General features: G+C 46.4%; 17 protein-coding genes and 1 riboswitch. Of the genes, 8 read left to right on the top strand and 9 right to left on the bottom strand.

Annotated features, from left to right (window positions below; all coding sequences use genetic code 11):
- Positions 1-28: 28 nt before the first annotated feature.
- The 3 genes from ICN30_RS05550 to ICN30_RS05540 are packed head-to-tail and all read right to left on the bottom strand — an operon-like array spanning position 29 to position 3795.
- Positions 29-2296 carry an arginine/lysine/ornithine decarboxylase gene (locus ICN30_RS05550; RefSeq protein WP_216273867.1) on the bottom strand — a complete coding sequence of 756 codons (2268 nt, stop codon included), beginning with the start codon at positions 2294-2296 and terminating at the stop codon, positions 29-31.
- Between the two features lie 48 nt (positions 2297-2344).
- Positions 2345-2911 carry a dCTP deaminase gene (gene dcd / locus ICN30_RS05545; RefSeq protein WP_041484826.1) on the bottom strand — a complete coding sequence of 189 codons (567 nt, stop codon included), beginning with the start codon at positions 2909-2911 and terminating at the stop codon, positions 2345-2347.
- Between the two features lie 41 nt (positions 2912-2952).
- Positions 2953-3795, bottom strand: coding sequence for a formate dehydrogenase accessory sulfurtransferase FdhD (locus ICN30_RS05540; protein ID WP_216273923.1), 843 nt, complete (start codon positions 3793-3795; stop codon positions 2953-2955).
- A gap of 135 nt (positions 3796-3930) precedes the next feature.
- Between ICN30_RS05540 and metG the strand changes: the two genes are divergently transcribed.
- The 4 genes from metG to panC all read left to right on the top strand — a co-directional run bounded on the left by metG (position 3931) and on the right by panC (position 7650).
- Complete coding sequence (metG, locus tag ICN30_RS05535; RefSeq protein ID WP_216273865.1) at positions 3931-5601, top strand: methionine--tRNA ligase; 1671 nt, start codon at positions 3931-3933, stop codon at positions 5599-5601.
- A 150-nt stretch (positions 5602-5751) separates the two neighbouring features.
- On the top strand, positions 5752-5940 hold the full coding sequence (locus tag ICN30_RS05530; protein WP_215299638.1) for a DUF3460 family protein: 189 nt from the start codon (positions 5752-5754) through the stop codon (positions 5938-5940).
- A complete protein-coding gene (locus ICN30_RS05525) occupies positions 5933-6802 on the top strand; it encodes a ScpA family protein (protein ID WP_216273863.1) in 870 nt (289 codons plus the stop codon). Before ICN30_RS05530 ends, ICN30_RS05525 begins: the two co-directional genes overlap by 8 nt.
- A complete protein-coding gene (panC, locus tag ICN30_RS05520) occupies positions 6799-7650 on the top strand; it encodes a pantoate--beta-alanine ligase (RefSeq protein ID WP_216273861.1) in 852 nt (283 codons plus the stop codon). Before ICN30_RS05525 ends, panC begins: the two co-directional genes overlap by 4 nt.
- Positions 7651-7678: 28 nt before the next feature.
- On the opposite strand, the gene ICN30_RS05515 is transcribed toward panC, so the two are convergent.
- From ICN30_RS05515 to ICN30_RS05490, 6 genes are all read right to left on the bottom strand, one after another.
- Positions 7679-8611, bottom strand: a complete 933-nt coding sequence (locus ICN30_RS05515) for a methionyl-tRNA formyltransferase (RefSeq protein WP_216273858.1) — start codon at positions 8609-8611, stop codon at positions 7679-7681.
- Between the two features lies 1 nt (position 8612).
- The gene (frc, locus tag ICN30_RS05510) at positions 8613-9860 is read right to left on the bottom strand and encodes a formyl-CoA transferase (RefSeq protein WP_215334619.1); all 1248 of its coding nucleotides are present in this window, start codon (positions 9858-9860) and stop codon (positions 8613-8615) included.
- 136 nt (positions 9861-9996) lie between these two features.
- A complete protein-coding gene (locus tag ICN30_RS05505) occupies positions 9997-10419 on the bottom strand; it encodes a PAS domain-containing protein (RefSeq protein ID WP_216273856.1) in 423 nt (140 codons plus the stop codon).
- A gap of 95 nt (positions 10420-10514) precedes the next feature.
- A complete protein-coding gene (frc, locus tag ICN30_RS05500; RefSeq protein ID WP_216273854.1) occupies positions 10515-11765 on the bottom strand; it encodes a formyl-CoA transferase in 1251 nt (416 codons plus the stop codon).
- 79 nt (positions 11766-11844) lie between these two features.
- Positions 11845-13554: an oxalyl-CoA decarboxylase gene (oxc, locus tag ICN30_RS05495; protein ID WP_215334616.1), complete on the bottom strand. Its 1710-nt coding sequence runs from the start codon at positions 13552-13554 to the stop codon at positions 11845-11847.
- Between the two features lie 212 nt (positions 13555-13766).
- Positions 13767-14384 carry a Crp/Fnr family transcriptional regulator gene (locus ICN30_RS05490; protein WP_216273852.1) on the bottom strand — a complete coding sequence of 206 codons (618 nt, stop codon included), beginning with the start codon at positions 14382-14384 and terminating at the stop codon, positions 13767-13769.
- A 70-nt stretch (positions 14385-14454) separates the two neighbouring features.
- Positions 14455-14670, top strand: a riboswitch (cobalamin riboswitch).
- A gap of 147 nt (positions 14671-14817) precedes the next feature.
- On the opposite strand from ICN30_RS05490, the gene ICN30_RS05485 reads away from it, so the two are divergent.
- The 4 genes from ICN30_RS05485 to ICN30_RS05470 are packed head-to-tail and all read left to right on the top strand — an operon-like array spanning position 14818 to position 19569.
- A complete protein-coding gene (locus ICN30_RS05485) occupies positions 14818-16920 on the top strand; it encodes a TonB-dependent receptor (protein WP_216273849.1) in 2103 nt (700 codons plus the stop codon).
- A gap of 5 nt (positions 16921-16925) precedes the next feature.
- A complete protein-coding gene (locus ICN30_RS05480) occupies positions 16926-17834 on the top strand; it encodes an ABC transporter substrate-binding protein (protein ID WP_216273847.1) in 909 nt (302 codons plus the stop codon).
- Positions 17834-18811: an iron ABC transporter permease gene (locus tag ICN30_RS05475; RefSeq protein ID WP_216273845.1), complete on the top strand. Its 978-nt coding sequence runs from the start codon at positions 17834-17836 to the stop codon at positions 18809-18811. Before ICN30_RS05480 ends, ICN30_RS05475 begins: the two co-directional genes overlap by 1 nt.
- On the top strand, positions 18808-19569 hold the full coding sequence (locus tag ICN30_RS05470) for an ABC transporter ATP-binding protein (RefSeq protein ID WP_216273843.1): 762 nt from the start codon (positions 18808-18810) through the stop codon (positions 19567-19569). The genes ICN30_RS05475 and ICN30_RS05470 overlap by 4 nt, the downstream gene beginning before the upstream one ends.
- Positions 19570-19594 lie beyond the last annotated feature (25 nt).

The following is a 19594-nucleotide window of genomic DNA, read 5'->3' as shown; positions in this document are numbered from 1 at the left end:
TATTAGAGGATGATTTGCTTAAACAAGATCACAGGGTGATATCTGGCTCTTGCCTTACGCAATCAACGTAGTACTCGCTGCGTCCATCAATATCCGCTTTAACCAAGCCGTGGATATCAGTTTCAAATCCAGGGAATCGCTCATTGAAGTCTCGAGCAAAGTAGAGATAGTCAATGATGCGTTTGTTGAAGCGCTCACCCGGAATCAGCAATGGAATACCTGGAGGATATGGAGTGACTAGCATTGCAGTAATGCGATCTTCAAGCTGATCCAAGGGAACGCGATCCACTTTTTTGTGCGCCATCTTCGCCCAAGCTTCTGAAGGCATCATCGCTGGCACCATGTCTGAGGTGTACATCTCCGTAGTCATGCGGGCCACATTGCGACTCTTATAGAACTCATGAATCTGCTGGCAGATATCTTTCAGGCCAACACGCTCATAACGAGGATGTTTAGCAACAAACTCTGGCAATACTTTCCACAAGGGAGCGTTCTTATCAAAGTGATCTTTAAATTGCTGTAGTTCAGTTACTAAAGTATTCCAGCGACCCTTGGTGATGCCGATGGTGAACATGATGAAGAAGGAATACAAACCGCACTTCTCCACGATCACGCCATGCTCAGCTAAGTACTTTGTAACAATGCTTGCTGGGATGCCCATGGAGCCAAAGTTGCCTTCAATATCCAAACCAGGGGTGACAACAGTCGCCTTGATTGGATCAAGCATATTGAAGTCTTGAGCAACCTTGCCGAAGTCATGCCAACTGGCATTAGGCTCCAGAATCCAATCGGAGCGCTCACCAATACCCTCTTCAGCCAAATGATCTGGACCCCAAACCTTGAACCACCAGTCTGCGCCAAACTTATCATCGACTTCACGCATCGCGCGACGGAAGTCCATCGCTTCAGCAATAGATTCCTCAACCAGCGTAGTGCCGCCAGGGGCCTCCATCATCGCAGCAGATACATCGCAAGAAGCGATGATCGCGTACTGTGGACTAGTGGAGGTGTGCATCAAATAGGCTTCATTGAAGCAGTCGCGATCGAGCTTGTGCTCTTCTGCGTCCTGCACCAGCACTTGCGAAGCTTGTGAGAGGCCAGCCAATAACTTATGGGTTGATTGGGTGGCAAACATCAAACTCTTCTTCGTACGCTTGCGATCAGAGCCGATGGCATGCATATCTTTGTAGAAAGGATGGAAAGCAGCGTGAGGTAACCAAGCTTCATCAAAATGCAATGAATCCACTTTGCCATCAAGCATCTCTTTAATCATCTCGACGTTGTAGACGATGCCGTCATAGGTGCTTTGCGTGAGCGTCATGACACGAGGCACTACGGTCTTGTCTTTAATGAATGGGTTGGCATCAATCTTCTTCTTGATGTTTTTCCACTCAAACTCTTCTTTTGGAATCGGGCCAATAATGCCAAGGTGATTGCGGGTTGGCATTAAGAAGATCGGAATCGCGCCCATCATCGTGATCGAATGAATCACCGACTTATGACAATTGCGGTCTACCAGCACTACGTCGCCAGGGGCAACGGTTGAGTGCCAAACAATTTTGTTTGATGTCGATGTGCCATTGGTTACAAAGAACAAATGATCGGCATTAAAGATGCGTGCAGCATTACGTTCACTTTGCAATACAGGTCCAGTATGGTCTAGCAACTGGCCCAACTCCTCCACTGCATTACAAACGTCAGCACGAAGCATGTTCTCGCCAAAGAATTGATGGAACATGCGGCCTACTGGACTCTTCAAGAAAGCGACGCCACCGGAGTGGCCTGGGCAATGCCAAGAGTAAGAGCCTTCAGAGGCGTAATTAGTCAGCGCACGGAAGAATGGTGGAGCCAATGAATCTAGGTAAACCTTTGCTTCGCGAATGATATGACGCGCCACAAACTCCGGCGTATCTTCATTCATATGAATGAAGCCATGCAGTTCACGCAAGATGTCATTCGGCATATGACGTGAAGTACGAGTCTCACCATACAAGAAGATTGGAATGTCTTCATTGCGCTTACGCACTTCTGTAATGAATGCGCGTAAGTTATTTAATGCGGGTAAGTCATGGTCTTCAGAGTCAGAAACAAACTCTTCATCATCGATCGACACAATAAAGCTGGAAGCCCGGGAGGCCTGCTGGGCAAAGGATGTCAGGTCACCATAGCTAGTTAAGCCAATAACCTCCATACCCTCGTTTTCAATGGCTTCGGCTAAGTCACGAATACCTGAACCTGAAATATTTTCAGAGCGAAAGTCCTCATCAATAATGATGATTGGAAAACGAAATTTCATGAGTACCCCTTAGAGTCGCCAATATGGCGATGAAGCAGATTAAGCAGATTAAGTCTTCGGCAGAGTTACGCCGACTTGGCCTTGATACTTACCGCCACGATCTTTGTACGATGTGCCACATACTTCATCGCTTTCAAAGAACAGAACTTGCGCACATCCTTCACCGGCATAAATCTTTGCAGGCAATGGAGTCGTATTAGAAAACTCGAGGGTAACGTAACCTTCCCACTCAGGCTCGAATGGAGTGACGTTCACAATAATTCCGCAACGTGCGTAAGTACTTTTGCCAACGCAAACAGTTAAAACGCTACGTGGAATCTTGAAGTACTCAACGGTTCTTGCCAAAGCAAAAGAGTTTGGAGGAATGATGCAAACCGGACCCTTGAAATCCACAAACGATTGCTCGTCGAAATTCTTCGGATCAACGATAGTGCTATTGATGTTCGTGAAAATCTTGAACTCATCAGCACAACGAATGTCATAGCCATAGCTTGAAGTGCCATAGCTCACAATTTTTTGCCCGGCAGCATCTTGGCGGACTTGCCCAGGTTCAAATGGGCTGATCATGCCTTGCTCGCCCATGCGGCGGATCCAGTGGTCAGATTTAATAGTCATGGCCGAATTGTAAAACCATCGCATGCCATATGCCCACGAATTTACGAGGTGGCAGGCGGGGAGGTAAAAATCACCCTCTCAGGGGCATTGAAGATCTCAAAATGCTTGCCGGAACAGCGAGATAGTAGGGTGAGATTGGTCTTCCGGGCAAGCTCCAGGCCCATCAAGGTCATGCCGGAGCGAGTCATCAGGAAAGGGATGCCCATCTGAGCGCCTTTAATGACCATCTCCGAGGTCAGGCGCCCCGTAGTAAAAAAGATTAGATCCTTGCCCGGCTTGTCGGCAAGCCACATGAGGCCAGAGATAGAATCAACTGCGTTGTGACGTCCAACATCCTCAATAAAGTGAAGTAGACGGACACTGTTGATACCCTCTCGCTCAAATACAGCGCAAGCGTGGACAGAGCCAGATTTCTTATAGATGGTGTCGTGAACTCGAATGCTGTCGATAAGGGCGACTATTGCCTCTTGGGTTAACTGGGGGCCATCTGGCAATCTAATCTCCGCCATCTCCTCAATCAAGCCGCCAAACATCGTACCCTGCCCACAACCCGTAGTCACTACGCGCTTACTGGTGAGGGCATCAATATCTACAGTGCTGCGATGGGTCTTCACGGCTGCTGAATCAGTCTCCCAGTCCACTTGAATACTGGCAATATCGTCCGGCGACTCAACCAAGCGCTGATTACGCAAATAACCTAGTACCAGGGCTTCAGGGGCGCTTCCCAATGTCATCAGGGTGACGACTTCCCGTTTATCCAAATAAATGGTTAAAGGGCGCTCCCCGGGAATATGGGTGGTCTTAATACGCCCCGCCTCATCCATGACCTGCACTTCATGCACCAAAGGCACGGAAGCGTGGGACATCTGAATGTTGTGGGGCAAAGCCATAAAACGCCTCTTAAATAGGTTCAAATCGGTATTAACTTTAACCGCAGACTAAAATTGCTGCTGAAGTAAGGCCCCAAGCCCCATAATCTTGTATTCCCATTTGTTGAAATTATTTCTATTTAAGTACGCATGAGTAGCCCCAAACGTCGCCTGCTAGTTACATCCGCCCTGCCATACGCCAATGGCCAGATTCACATTGGGCATTTAGTGGAATATGTCCAGACGGATATTTGGGTTCGCTTCCAAAGAATGCGTGGTCACGAGGTGCACTACGTTGGCGCCGATGACACCCACGGTACGCCGATTATGTTGCGCGCCGAAAAAGAGGGGCTCACCCCTAAAGAACTCATCGCCAATGTTTGGAAAGAACATAAACGTGACTTTGATGATTTCTTAATTTCATTTGATAACTACTACACGACAGATAGCCCTGAGAATGAAAAGCTATCTCAAAGCATCTACCTAAAACTTCGTGATGCGGGCCTGATTGAAAAGCGTGCAATCGAGCAAGCCTACGATCCCGTTAAAGAAATGTTCTTGCCGGATCGCTTTATCAAAGGCGAGTGCCCTAAGTGTGGCGCTAAAGATCAATACGGTGACTCTTGCGAAAAATGCGGAGCAACCTACTCCCCAACCGATTTAAAGAATCCATTCTCGGTAGTGAGTGGTGCAACACCGATTAAAAAAGTTTCCGATCATTACTTTTTCAAGTTATCGGATCCTCGCTGCGAAACATTCTTGCGCGAGTGGACCCAAGTAAAAACTCCGTTGCAACCGGAGGCTCGCAACAAGATGAAAGAATGGGTTGGACAGCCTGGAGATAGCAAGCTCGGAGACTGGGACATCTCCCGTGATGCACCCTACTTTGGCTTTGAAATCCCTGATGCACCAGGCAAATACTTCTATGTATGGCTTGATGCGCCAATTGGCTATTACGCCAGCTTCCTCAACTACTGCCAGAGCAAAGGCCTGAACTTTGAGGAATGGGTCAGACCTGATACGACTACCGAGCAGTACCATTTCATCGGTAAAGATATTCTGTATTTCCACACGCTCTTTTGGCCAGCGACCCTGCACTTTGCAGGCTACCGCACCCCAACCAATGTATTTGCTCATGGCTTTCTCACCGTTGATGGCGAGAAGATGAGTAAGTCACGGGGTACTTTAATTTCTGCACATAGCGTGATTGAGTCTGGCTTTAATCCTGAATGGTTCCGCTATTACTTTGCAACTAAGCTGAATGACAGTATGGAAGATTTAGATTTAAATCTTCAAGATTTTGTTGCTCGAGTGAACAGCGATCTATTGGGCAAGTACATCAATATCGCAAGTCGCAGCGCCGGTTTCTTGGTGAAACGTTTTGGCGGCGTAGTTTCTGATACAGCAATGAACAATCCACTGCTGGCTGAAATTGCATCTGCTAGTGAAAAAATTGCTGAGCTATATGAAGCTCGTGAATATGCCAAAGCATTGCGCACGATCATGGAATTAGCTGACAAGGTCAATGCCTTTGTTGATGAAAACAAGCCTTGGGAAATCGCCAAAGATCCTGAGCGGGAGACTGACTTACAGCGAGTCTGCAGCATCACCTTAGAGGCATTCCGTTTATTAAGTCTCTATCTCAAGCCAGTACTGCCTCAGGTCACAGCCGGAGTTGAGGACTTCCTCTCGATCCCAGCAATGACCTGGAATGACGTTAAAACGCCGCTCTCCAGCCAAAATCCGATCAAGGCCTATAAACACCTCATGACCCGGGTCGAAGCGCCCCAAATCGAGGCTTTATTGGCAGCAAACCTCTAAAAACGAGCCCAAATAGGCTAATTTCCGGGAATTAGCCAAAAAGTCGGCAGGTTTGTAGGAAAAATCGTTAATAATGATGGGCTAGGCAGTCAGTTGCTGCACAGTAATTTTTGCAAGTTATTGAATTAATTGAGAATTTTAGGAAATATGATGGCTAGATATACATCCGAATTCACCCAGTTCTTAAATGAGCTCAAATCCGAGAAACCTGAGCTCGAAGCGGGCCAGCAAGCGGGTCGCGCACTCCTTTGGGATAAAGAGCCTTTGACTACCGAAGACCAACGTCGCGCTAAGGCGGCCAAATTAAAGCAACGCGCTTACGTGTACTCGAATGACTGAGTTGGGAGCTGAGCCGGGAGCTCAATCTGAGTTGTTAGATAGCACCCCATCGGTAACCGATGGAATGTCTTCGGCTTTCGCCAAACTCTATGGCGAGCCATTATTTAAGCTTCCTACCGATCTATATATTCCACCAGATGCACTAGAGGTTTTTCTAGAAGCATTTGAAGGCCCTCTTGATCTTCTGCTTTATCTGATTCGTAAGCAGAACTTCAACGTCCTTGATATTCCGATGGCGCAGGTGACCCAACAGTACCTGAGCTATATCGATCAAATCCGTCACCACAACTTAGAGTTAGCAGCTGAATACTTGCTGATGGCCGCCATGTTGATCGAGATTAAATCTCGCATGCTATTGCCAATGAAGAAGGCTGATAGCGATGAAGAGGTTGAAGATCCTCGCGCAGAACTGGTTCGCCGTCTCTTAGAATACGAGCGCATGAAATTGGCTGCTCAAGAGCTCGATCAAATTCCACAACAAGGACGTGATTTCCAAATCGCTCATGGTTATGTTGATACGACCGTTGCCGTTACTTGGCCAGACGTTAATCAAGATGACCTACAAATGGCTTGGCGTGACGTGCTCCACCGTGCAAAACTAAACCAGCACCATACTATTACTCGCGAAGAGCTATCCGTACGCGACTTCATGACACGTATTTTGCGTCGCTTACAAAGCACCAAATTCGTAGAGTTCGGCGAGTTATTTGAAGAAGCCATCAAATCTGGCAAAGGCATTCCAGTAGTCATCGTGAACTTCATTGCAATGCTCGAGCTTTCACGCGAAGCCTTAGTTGAAATCACTCAAGCAGAGCCATATGCTCCAATTTACGTACGGCTCGCCTACACCCCTGTTACATGAAAATCATTAGCGACATACAAGAGCTGCGCGACCATTTACGCGGCCAAAATCGTGCCTCCTTTGTCCCAACCATGGGTAATCTCCATGAAGGCCACCTATCACTAATGCGTCTTGCTAGACAGCACGGTGACCCGGTTGTAGCCAGCATTTTTGTAAACAGATTACAGTTTGGTCCAAACGAAGATTTTGATAGCTACCCTCGCACTATGCAGGCAGATATCGATAAGCTGGAAAAGGAAGGTGTGTACATCTTGTTTGCGCCAACTGAGCGCGACCTATATCCACAGCCACAAGAATACCGAGTGGATCCGCCACAACAACTGGGCGACATCCTTGAGGGTGAGTTCCGCCCTGGATTCTTTAAAGGTGTTTGCACGGTTGTGCTCAAGCTTCTCTCCTGTGTGCAACCCAAAGTCGCCGTGTTTGGAAAAAAAGATTACCAACAGCTGATGATCATTCGTCAGATGGCCAGGCAATTTGCATTACCTGTAGAAATTATTCCGGGTGAAACAGTGCGCGCTGAAGATGGCCTTGCCCTCTCCTCTCGCAATGGCTATCTCTCCATTGAAGAGCGTGCAGAAGCGCCTGAACTACAGAAAGCCCTGCAAGAAGTTCGTGCACGAGTATTGGATTTGAGTCAGCGCAATACGAATTCACTGATCGAGATTGAAAAAATCGCAGTGGATCTTCTTACTGGCCGCGGTTGGCAACCAGATTACATTGCAATACGTCAGCAAAGCGATTTAGCCCCAGCATCCAATGAAAGCCTTCAAGCTGGCGAGCCGTTAGTCATTCTGACAGCTGCCAAACTTGGTAAAACGCGTTTGATTGATAACCTAGAAATTTAATTTCTAGGTATTAGATTTACGCAGTAATTTACAGCGTGAAGAACTGACCCACTTCTAGGTTCAACTCTTTGGCCAATTCAGCGCCAGTTACTTTTCCAGCAGCGCCTTTTGCTTTAAGGACTTCGATTTGTCCACCATGACAGGTGACAAAGAAAGAATCTAAAGTAATTTGAGTGACTTCGCCAGGCTTACCTTTTACTGCGCCAAAAGTAGCCGCTACATGCTTATGGCAGTCATAAATCTGAACCTTTTGCTCGCCAAACTTAGTCCAAGCGCCCGGCGCAGGATTGCATGCACGAATCAAGTTATAGATTTGACTAATGTGAGTAGCCCAATGAATTTGGGCAGCATTCGCATCAAACCAACCCTCGTAATTTGCCTGCGATTCATCTTGAACAATTTCTTGATGTTTATTGGCAACCACGAGATCAGCAGCCTCAAGCAGCGCTTGAACGCCCAGCGGGAATAATTTATCAAAGTAGACTTTTCCCAAAGTGTCATCAGGCGCAATTGCTACTTCTTTTTGCAAAATAACTTCACCTTCATCCAAACCATCTGATGGGCGGAAGATCGTTAGCCCTGTCTTCTCTTCACCTAAAGCGATCGCCCAATTAATTGCGCTTGGACCACGGTACTTAGGCAGGAGCGAAGGGTGATACTGAATAGTGCCGTGCTTTGGAATCTTGCAAAGCTCTTGCGGTACAAACTGCAGCACATAGGCCATCACACAGATATCAGCCTTGCTATCAATCATTGCTTGCGCTGCCTCAGGACCTTTGAGAGAGGCAAATTGCAAGGGAGTTAAAGCTCTTGCAATCGCCGCCTCTTTGAGCACTTCAGGCTTGGTTGATTTGGGATTGTCCGGCGGACAAAATACGGCAACGACTTCGTCACCGCGATCTAAAAAAGCCTCCAAGGCCGCCTTACCAAAATCCGCACTTCCAATCAGCGCAACACGCATCTTAGATCACCTTATCGTGACGAAGGCTAATCAACTCATCCGTTGAATAACCCAATTCATGGAGGATCTCATCGGTGTGCTCACCCAATAATGGTGAGCGAGTCACGTCGGTTGGGCTATCAGACATCTTGATTGGATTACCCACAGTGAGGTACTTGCCACGAATTGGATGATCTACTTCAACAACTGTTCCAGTAGCACGCAACGCTGGCTCTTCTGCGATTTCTTTCATCGACAAAATTGGGCCGCAAGGAATATCGTATTTATTCAAAATGTCCATGACTTCAAACTTCGTCTTAGTCATTGTCCATTTTTCAATTTCACCGAAAATTTCCATCAAGTGTGGCAAGCGAGCCATTGGTGAAGCAAAACGCACATCTGTAATCCAATCTTCACGACCGATCACTTTGCAAATTGCTTCCCAAACTGGAGCTTGCACGATGACATACATATAGGAATTAGGATCTGTTTCCCAGCCTTTACATTTCACAATCCAACCAGGCTGACCACCGCCAGAAGCATTGCCGGCGCGGGGTACAGAGTCACCAAACTCGCCGTTAGGGAACTGTGGATACTCTTGCATCAAACCAACGCGCTCTAAGCGCTGTTGATCACGCAACTTCACACGGCATAAGTTCAATACGGCATCTTGCATTGCCGCCAATACCTTTTGACCGCGTCCAGAGTGAGTGCGTTGATATAGCGCAGTCACAATACCAAGCGCCAAATGCAAGCCAGTACCGCTATCGCCAATCTGAGCACCAGTAACCATTGGGGGACCATCATCAAAACCAGTCGTAGATGCGGAACCGCCAGCACACTGTGCTACGTTTTCATAAACCTTGCAGTCCTCGTAAGGACCAGGTCCGAAACCTTTTACAGAGGCCATGATCATCATTGGGTTGAGTTCTTGGATACGCTCCCAAGAAAAACCCATACGATCTAATGCGCCAGGAGCAAAGTTCTCAACGAGAACATCGCACTCTTTAATCAAGCGCTCCAGAATTTCTTTACCTTTTGGGGTCTTCGTATTCACAGTGATTGAACGCTTGTTGTGGTTCAACATCGTGAAATACAAGCTGTCTGCATCAGGGATGTCGCGCAATTGACCACGAGTAGCATCGCCCTCGCCTGATTTTTCTACTTTGATGACATCCGCACCAAACCAGGCTAGTAACTGAGTACAAGTTGGTCCAGATTGAACGTGCGTGAAGTCAAGGATTTTGACTCCTTCTAATGCTTTTGCCATGATTAAAAGTCCTAATAAGATTGAAATTTTGAATTAAGCCAATTTTACCAGCGACGGATTGCGGTGCAACATGGCATGCCTACTTATTGGGCACATCGAGCGAGAGATGCCCAATATTGACTATTTGGGTGCAAATTTATTGATTTTCAAGATCGGAAAGTCGCTTTTTAAGAGCCCTTTCTTCAGCAAAACGCTCAGTCTCATCACGAATCACTGCTGCCACACCATTAGCCTGATGTTTCTCATCAAACAACATGCCCACGGTAAAGGCGATGGATAAGGTACGTCCATCTTTGTGCTTTGCTGGGACTTTTAATAATGAAGTGCCATAACGGGTTGTGCCCGTCTCCATCGATTTACTGTAGCCCTCATTATGTCTTTGGCGCTGACGTTCAGGAACAATCAGATCCAAAGTATTTCCAAGCGCCTCTTCTTCAGAGTAGCCAAATATCCTGGTTGCAGCCGCATTCCAGAGAACAATCTTTTCATGGGCATCAGCAACAATCACCGCGTCGCCGATGCAATCGAGTAGCTGGAGTAAATCTATATTTGTTTTCATACTGTCAGTCTATAGTTATTAGCTTGATCTAGGTAAATAAAAAAGGCGCCCACAAGGAGCGCCTTTGAAACTAAAACAAATACTGCTTGTTGTTATTAAACCGCTTTTGCTGCATGCAACTTAGCAATATCATCAGCGTTATAGCCAAGGTCTGACAATACTTCATCAGTGTGCTCTCCCAAAACTGGTGATGGCTTTACTTCGATCTCCAGATCAGAGAACTTAATTGGGCTACCGATTGTCAAATACTTGCCACGTACTTTATGGTCAACTTCAACAATTGAACCGCTCTTACGCAAGTCTGGTGATGCAGCCAATTCTTTCATTGAGAGGACTGGCGCACATGGAATATCAAACTTACGGAGGATATCCACAGCTTCGTACTTAGTCTTATCTTTGAGCCAATCTTCAATCGTTGCGAAGATGTCAAAAATCTTGTCTTGACGAGCTTCAGCAGTCATGTAAGCTGGATCTGTTGCCCACTCTGGCTTGCCCAAAGCTTTAGTAATTGGCTCCCAAGCATGACCTTGAATAGTGAAGTAGATGTAAGCATTTGGATCTGTTTCCCAGCCCTTACACTTCAACACCCAACCTGGCTGACCGCCACCACCAGCGTTACCACCACGTGGAACTACGTCAGAGAATGTGCCATGTGGATACTGTGGATACTCTTCGAGGTAGCCAACTTTATCCAAACGTTGTTGATCGCGCAATTTAACGCGGCACAAGTTCAATACAGCATCTTGCATTGAGCAAGATACTTTTTGACCTTTGCCAGTTTTTTGACGCTGCATCAATGCTGTCAAAATACCAATTGCCAAATGCATACCAGTATTGCTATCACCCAAAGCAGCAGCAGAGACTGTTGGAGGACCATCCCAGAAACCAGTTGTAGAAGCAGCACCACCAGCACACTGAGCAACGTTCTCATATACCTTTAAGTCTTCGTATGAGTGGCCATCGCTAAAGCCTTTTACAGAAGCAAGAATCATTTTTGGATTCAACTCTTGGATACGCTTCCAAGAAAAGCCCATACGATCTAAGGCGCCTGGACCGAAATTCTCAACCATGACATCAGATGTTTTGATCATCTTCTCTAAAACTTCCTTACCTTCTTGTGTCTTAGTATCCAATGTCAATGAACGCTTATTACCGTTCAACATCGTGAAATACAAAGCATCTGCACCTGGGATATCGCGCAACTGGCTACGAGTTACGTCACCAGATCCTGGGCGCTCAACTTTGATCACGTCTGCGCCATAAAAGCCCAGCAACTGAGTACATGCAGGACCTGCCTGTACGTGTGTGAAGTCAATGATACGAATGCCGTCTAATGGTTTAGTCATGTTTGATTCTCCTTAAAGTCTTTCTTATGTGTTGCTAAATTTGTTCTTAAAAAAAAATTACGTATTAATTACTTTTGGATTACTTCTTACCTGCTGCAGTTGATGGGTTCAAGTTAGTTAAACGTCCACTCTCTGTACCAGCTGTCTCATCGATCACCGCATTAATCAAAGCAGGCTTACCTTCGGCAATCGCCTTAGTCAAAGCAGCTTCTAATTCAGCTGGGGTAGTTACGTAGTAACCAACACCACCAAATGCCTCAATCATCTTGTCGTAACGCGCATTCTTCACAAATACTGTTGGAGCAACATCTGCACCACCAGTTGGATTCACGTCAGTACCGCGGTAAACACCATTGTTATTAAATACAACCGTAGTAATTGGCAAGTTGTAACGACAGATGGTCTCTAACTCCATACCGCTAAAACCAAATGCGCTATCACCCTCAACTGCAACTGTTGGCAAGCCGCTAGTTACAGCAGCACCAATGGCGTAGCCCATACCAATACCCATAATTCCCCAAGTGCCGGAATCGAAACGTTTACGTGGCTTATACATATCCACAATTGCGCGGCAATAGTCGAGTGTATTTGCACCTTCGTTAACCAAGTTCACGTCTGGGTTCTTCTTGATCACATCACGAATTGCACGCAAGGCACCATGGAAGTTCATTGGTGAAGCTTCTTTAGCAAGAGTCTCGGCCATCTTCGCCAAGTTCTTATCTTTCTTCTCGTTGATTGCGCCAATCCATTCAGCGCTTGGCTTCGGAACAGCAGCAATTCCTTTAAGGAGTTCGCCAACAACAGAGCCAATATCACCAATCAATGGAGCATCGATTTGTACGTTGCTATCAACTTCGTTTGCTTGAATATCGATTTGGATAAATTTCTTAGGATCTTTACCCCATGTCTTACCCTTACCGTGCGCAAGCAACCAATTCAAACGCGCACCAACCAACATCACCGCATCAGCTTCAGCCAATACAAATGAACGGGCTGCAGAAGCAGATTGTGGGTGATTGTCTGGCAACAAACCTTTAGCCATCGACATTGGCAAGTAAGGGATACCAGATTTTTCGATCAAGTCACGAATCTCTTTATCAGCCTGAGCATAAGCAGCGCCTTTGCCTAAGAGGATCAATGGGCGCTTAGCACCTTTCAATACATTCAATGCACGCTCTACAGCATCGGCCGCAGGAATTTGACGTGGAATTGGATCGATCACTTTAAAGATCGATTTCTTAGCCTCTTCCACTGGCATTGTTTGAGCCAATAGTTGTGCAGGCAAGTCCAAGTACACGCCGCCTGGACGACCAGAAACAGCTGCACGAATAGCGCGTGCAAAACCAATGCCGATATCTTCGATGTGATTAATACGATAAGCAGCTTTGCAATACGGCTTAGCAGCATTGAGCTGATCCATCTCTTCGTAATCGCCCTGCTGCAAGTCAACGATTTCACGTTCGCTTGAACCAGAAATCAAAATCATTGGGAAACAGTTAACAGTGGCATTAGCCAATGCTGTTAAACCGTTCAAGAAACCAGGTGCTGACACAGTCATGCAAATACCAGGCTTTTGAGTCATGTAACCAGCAATTGCCGCAGCGTTACCTGCGTGTTGCTCGTGACGGAAACCAATGAAGCGTAATCCTTCGGCTTGAGCCAAACGGCACAAGTCGGTAATTGGAATACCAACGAGACCGAAAATAGTATCTAGGTCATTTGCTTTTAAGGCATCAATAACGAGATGGAAGCCATCGGTGACTTGGGTATTTTGATTATCTGTTGTCATAGAAATTTATAGTTAATTACACCGCCCGAACCCACAAGCTGTTCAGTGCAATTTAGCTTTCGCTAACTGTCTCCAATTAAGTTATTAGTAGTGCCACGGGTAACCATAAGCATACCCGTTGAGGCTGAGATGAATCTTAGGCGTGGGGCCGGGGTTCATCATTGACTTCGGTCAATTTCCCCTGAAATCTAGAAGCAACTGGGGGTTTCTAATTAGACAAAGAGCTCTTTATGCTTTGTTTTGAGGCGGCTCAAAGTCTCAGGAGAGAGATTAAGGTAGGCCGCCAGCTCTTTTTTAGGAAGCAGCTCAAATAAGTCTTCGTATTTACGTAGAAACCGCTCTACACGGCCTGGGGCATCGAGCATATGCAAGGTGATCGTATGAGCCATGATCTCACTCATGAGGCGCATAACCTCAAACTCAAAGCTTTCCTTGAGAGGCTTGTGAGCGTCCAAAAACTCGGCCCACTTCTTGAGCGGCATACGGGCAACGCGCGCCTTGGTTACCGAGGCAATGCTATATGGGGCGGCCGTCTTTAGACGCCAAGCTGCATAGCTTGTTTCAATATCTTTTTCGATAGCAAAACGCAAAATCATCTCTTTTGCATCTGCACTAGAAACAATGCGCTTCAAGATTCCGTCCAGGACAAAGTACTGCTCCATTTGGTGATCACCTTGATGAAGCAGAATTTCTGATTTTTTGAGGTCTGAGATAACTAAATGGCGCTCTAAATCAGCCATTGCTTCAAGATCCAAGCTTTTTAACACCGAGTTTTGGCTCAGTTGCAAACGAATCAGGTTTTTTTCGGGGTGCTTATCTAATGCTGTCATGAATCCTTAATCCTAGAGCCCCTATTGTAGGCTTTTTTGGCTTTTTAAGCCGATCTGGAGCTAGTCTGGGATAGAATTGCGGGGTCGTGGTGCTTTATTGCAGTGCAATAAAGTTAAACGGGAAACACTAAACGTGTGCTGCCCCCGCAACGGTAAGTAAATACACCCTAGCTTCAAGGTGAAGGTGTCAGGAGTCTGAGTAAGCCACTGTGCGCGTCAATTGCATGGGAAGGCCAGATTCTGAGATTTACTAGCCCGGATACCGGCCAAGACAGGTGGAATTTTGCGGACGGGGATCTTCGCGCGCCGATGAAGCATCCCCAGCCACACTGGCCAGATGCCCAATTGACGCCTGAACTCTCACAAAGTGAAATTCTGTTCGACCCAGCTTACGGGGAAGTTAGCTAGGTGATTCGAAGGCAGAAGGTTCATCATGAAACAGTGGTTCAGCAGTAAAACGCTAGTTGCCCTAATTTGCGGCATAGCAGCAACGTTCAGCACGGTAGCTCAAAACTCTCAATCGACAATAGTTGTGTCAGGCTCACGTTTTGAAGAGAACCTCAATGAAGTTCCTGCAAACGTCAAAGTAATTACACGCGATGAGATTGCCAACTCCACATCAAACAATATTCCAGATGTGCTCTCGCAAATCGGAGGCTTAGTAGTTCGAAGTTCAAACTCTGGCCAGTTAAATCTGGATGCTACCGTAGATATGGGAGGGTTTGGGGCAACTGCAAATAGCAATACGCTCATCCTAGTTGATGGCCAACGAATGAATCCCATAGATTCATTAGGCGTTGCCTGGGAATCAATTCCCATAGATTCAATTGAGCGCATTGAAATTGTTCAAGGTGGCGCAAGCGTTCAATATGGAAATGGCGCAGTTGGTGGCGTCATCAACATCATCACCAATGGTGGCAAGATGTCTCTCAATCAAGCCAGCATCACTGCAGGTAGTTATGGCACATATATTGGGAACGCAATTCTGCGCAACAAAATTGAAAATACCACCCTACAGTTAACAGCCAACAGCTCCAACAGCCAAGGGTGGAGAGCAAACTCTGCAGCCAATGCTTATGCATTTGATGCAAAAGTTTCGCAAGCCCTGGGTGGAATAGACAATGTCTACGCTGATGTCTATTACAGCTATACAAACCAACAAACTCCAGGTGGCGTGGTTGGCCAAGTTGGGCAAGGTAACCCGCAGGCCGCTAAATTTAACAATATGGGAGCTGGAAATACTGCCAATAATTCTGGCGTACGAGCGGGTGGCATTAAGAGTCTTAGTGATGCCTACACCGCAATGATTGACATTACTTATGGCAATAGAGACATCAATTATGGTGCCCCCTACTATGCCAGCACTGATTCCGTTGGCGGCTACTTCCCAGGCCCAAGCAATGGGAATATTTCAAGCTGGGATCTAGCATTAACACCGAGGATTAAAGCCGACTTTGGTAGCTGGGGAACAACTGTAGTTGGATATGACTATGGCAAATCAAATCAAAATTCAAATAATCAGTACACGGGCGCAGCACAAGAGTTAATACTTGCAAACCAATCGCCAAATGGATGGTTCTATAACAATCAACTCAACAATACCCAATCCGCAAATCTAATTAATCAATCTGCTTACATTATTAGCCGGGTACCCCTCAGTAATGCAATTGAGGCGAGCGGTGGATTCAGAAGGCAGACTCAAAATGCCTCAACAAATGATTCGAATTTTTATGCCCCTACCCCCACTAGTGCAAGTCAAAAATATTCAGCTAATGCAGGGGATGTGGCCATCAACTATTCATACCAAAAAAATCAAAAGGTATACGCCAAATGGAATCAATCATTCCGGTTTCCAAACGTTGATGAATTTTGGGGTTGGGACCCTAGCGGCAACCGCATCTTCTCGGGAATTCTTAAACCTCAAACCACGCAGACCTATGAAATAGGAGGGGAATGGAGTACCGGAAACGTGAGAGTTTCTGGATCAGCATTTCAATCGCTAACGCAAAATGAAATACGCTACGATCCGACAACTTATTACAACACCAATTCAGCGGATAACATAGGCCGAAAAGGTGTTTTACTAGACTCCACTTTTAATCCCACATCTAAATTGAGTATTTCAGGCGGGGGGAAATTTCAAAAATCTACCTACACTACGGGCATCTATAGTGGAACTGGCGTCTCACTTGTTCCCGATCTGATACTTAACGCTAGAGCGCAATACCTTATTAATGCATCATGGTCATTCGGCGGTGTAATCAACTTTGTTAGCCAACAAATGTACGATTCCGAGCCAGGGATCAGTAATTCTCTAGCGAAAATGCCCTCCTATACGGTTGGCGACTTATTTGCCAGCTATAAGACAAATAAATGGGAAAGTCGCTTAACCATCAAGAATGTTGGTGGCGTAAATTACTCCAGCTATGGAGGGTATGGCAGCCTATCCACACCGGGCGGAGGGCTAACTTCTGGCTACTACTATTATCCAAGCGATCCTCGATCTGTATTCTTGAGTGTTAAATACACTCTGTAATAGAGATGCTTAAAAATATCGCCCAAACCTCGACCCGCTCCAGCTATTTTCTGGTCGGGCTCGCTTTATTTCTTTTGGGATTTTCTTTGGCCGTGTTTGCTGCACCGGTTTCGGTAACTGATGACCGAGGGGTTGAAGTGGTATTTGATAAACCACCCCAGCGAATTGTGAGTCTTTTGCCCTCTCTTACCGAGTCTGTTTGCGCTCTAGGTAAATGCAGTGCTTTGGTTGGTGTTGATCGATTCTCTAATTGGCCAAAATCAATTCAAGATTTGCCTAAATTGGGTGGCATGGGTGATATCAATATCGAGCGCATTGTGCAACTCAAGCCAGATGTCGTATTACTGGAGAGAGCATCCCCTGTGATTGCTCGATTAAATGGCTTAGGCTTCAAAACATTTACTCTGGATGTTAAATCGATGGGTGACGAGGAGCGCGCCCTTCAGAAGTTAGATCTCGTATTGGGGACCTCCGAGAGCGGTCGAGTATGGAATCAAATCCAGAAAGAAATCATGCGCGCCACCAAGCAGCTATCAGCCAATGGTAAAAATATTCGCGTGTACTTTGAAGTCAATCCCGCCCCATTTGCAGCTGGTAGCACTTCTTTCATTGGTGAAATCATGAGTCAATTGGATTTGGTGAACATCATTCCAAAATCGCTTGGGCCGTTTCCCAAGATAAATCCTGAATTTGTGGTGCAGGCTAAACCCGATGTCATTCTCCTGACCGAATCCACCGCCGCTGATATTCAGAAGCGCCCTGGCTGGAATTCCATTCCAGCGGTTTCTAAAAACCGAATTTGTGTATTTACTGGCGATCAAAATGACATCTTAGTTCGCCCAGGACCTCGAATGGGAGAAGCTGCGCTCATTATTTCCGATTGCATCCAGCGGAAGATGTCATCATCTCATTAATGCAAAAAAATCATTTTCTTGGCAAGTTAATTGGCTTACTCATTCTCAGTGGAGTTTTAGTACTTCTTGGAACTTTGCTCGGAAGCATGGGTCCCAGTTGGAATATGCAGGGGCCAGATCAAACAGTTTTATTTGATATTCGACTTCCACGGTCATTGGGCGCCTACCTTGCTGGAGCTTTATTGGGGCTTGCCGGCGGCATTGCCCAAAGCCTGTTTCGCAATCCCTTGGCTGACCCATACTTATTGGGAAGCGCTTCTGGCGCTTTGCTGGGTGTGGGCAGCATCCTTTGCTTTGCATATCTAGGCAACTCCTGGCTTGAAATAATTGGGCTTAATGGTGGCGCATTTCTTGGAGCATTTCTTGGAGTGCTAGCCTCCCTTCTCTTGGCGGGTGGCTATCGGAGCTCCTTGCGCCTCTTATTGTCTGGAGTAGTCATCAGCGTCATTTTGGGCGCAGCGAATTCTTTATTTACATTCATACGCCCAGATCTATTTCAAAGCATTCAATCTTTTATGTTGGGCAATACAACATTATTGAATTGGTCTGGCGTCGAGATGATGGCTATTGCTTTATTGATTTGCTTACCGCTCACACTCATCATCAGCCCAGTACTTGACGCGCTGTCACTCGGCGAAAATACCGCCCGCACTTTAGGTTTGCCACTAGATCAACTTCGCCTGATATTGATTGGCACTCTTGCTCTTGCTACTGGATGTGCCGTTGCGCAAACTGGCCTTGTAGCATTTGTTGGATTGGCAGCTCCGCACTTAGTCAGAAAGCTTTCTGGTGGGCGGCAACGAGTTCAACTTATATTTTCCTGTCTAGGTGGCGGAATCTTATTGCTCGCCTCAGATTTAATTGCACGCACCCTCTTTGCACCGATTGAAATCCCCGTTGGTGTTGTGACGGCAGTCTTAGGCGGTATATATTTGCTAGCGCTACTGAGAAGAACTCCTGCTGGAGTGCGCACATGAAAATCCGCCAACTCAATGTTTATAGAGGTCCATGCGCCATGCTCTCTGACTTGAATATAGATATTCCTCAGGGAAAATGGACCAGTGTCATTGGGCCCAATGGTGCGGGCAAATCCTCCCTCCTACAAGCTATAGCGGGCTTACTCAAGTGTGATGGGTCAATCACACTTAATGATGTCAATATTTCATCGCTCACTCACAAGGATCTTGCAAAGAAGATTGCTTGGCTTGGTCAAGACTTAAACACTGTAGATGAATTTGGTGATTCTCTTAGCGTGTACGACACCGTCATGTTGGGTCGCCTACCCCATCAAGGTTGGCTACACCTACCCTCCCAGAATGATCACGTAGTGGTTGAGCAAGCTTTGCAACAAACGGATGCCTGGCATTTACGCCAACGTCCACTACAGCAGCTATCAGGGGGCGAGCGTCAGCGAGTCTTATTGGCCCGCCTTCTTGCTGTGGATTCAGAGATTCTACTAATGGATGAGCCATTAGCCAATTTGGACCCACCTCATCAGGCTGATTTTTTACAATGGCAAGCTAATTTGCTGACACAAGGTAAAACCTTAGTAACCGTGTTGCATGAAATTCATTTTGCGCTCAGAGCTGACCATGTGGTCATGCTCAATAGGGGCAAACTGCATTTTCAAGGTTCAAGTCAAGATCCCGCAACCCATCAAGCCCTCATCGGCTTATTTGATGGCCGCATTCACCTAGAAAAGCTAGGTGGTGATTGGGTGGCTTTACCCAATTAAGCTCAAAATCGGGGGTTTCACAAAG

This window comes from Polynucleobacter sp. 31A-FELB (assembly GCF_018882405.1).
Taxonomy (GTDB): Bacteria; Pseudomonadota; Gammaproteobacteria; order Burkholderiales; family Burkholderiaceae; genus Polynucleobacter.
The sequence above is the reverse complement of the archived record's forward strand: the minus strand, read 5'-3'. Positions and strand labels throughout refer to the sequence as shown.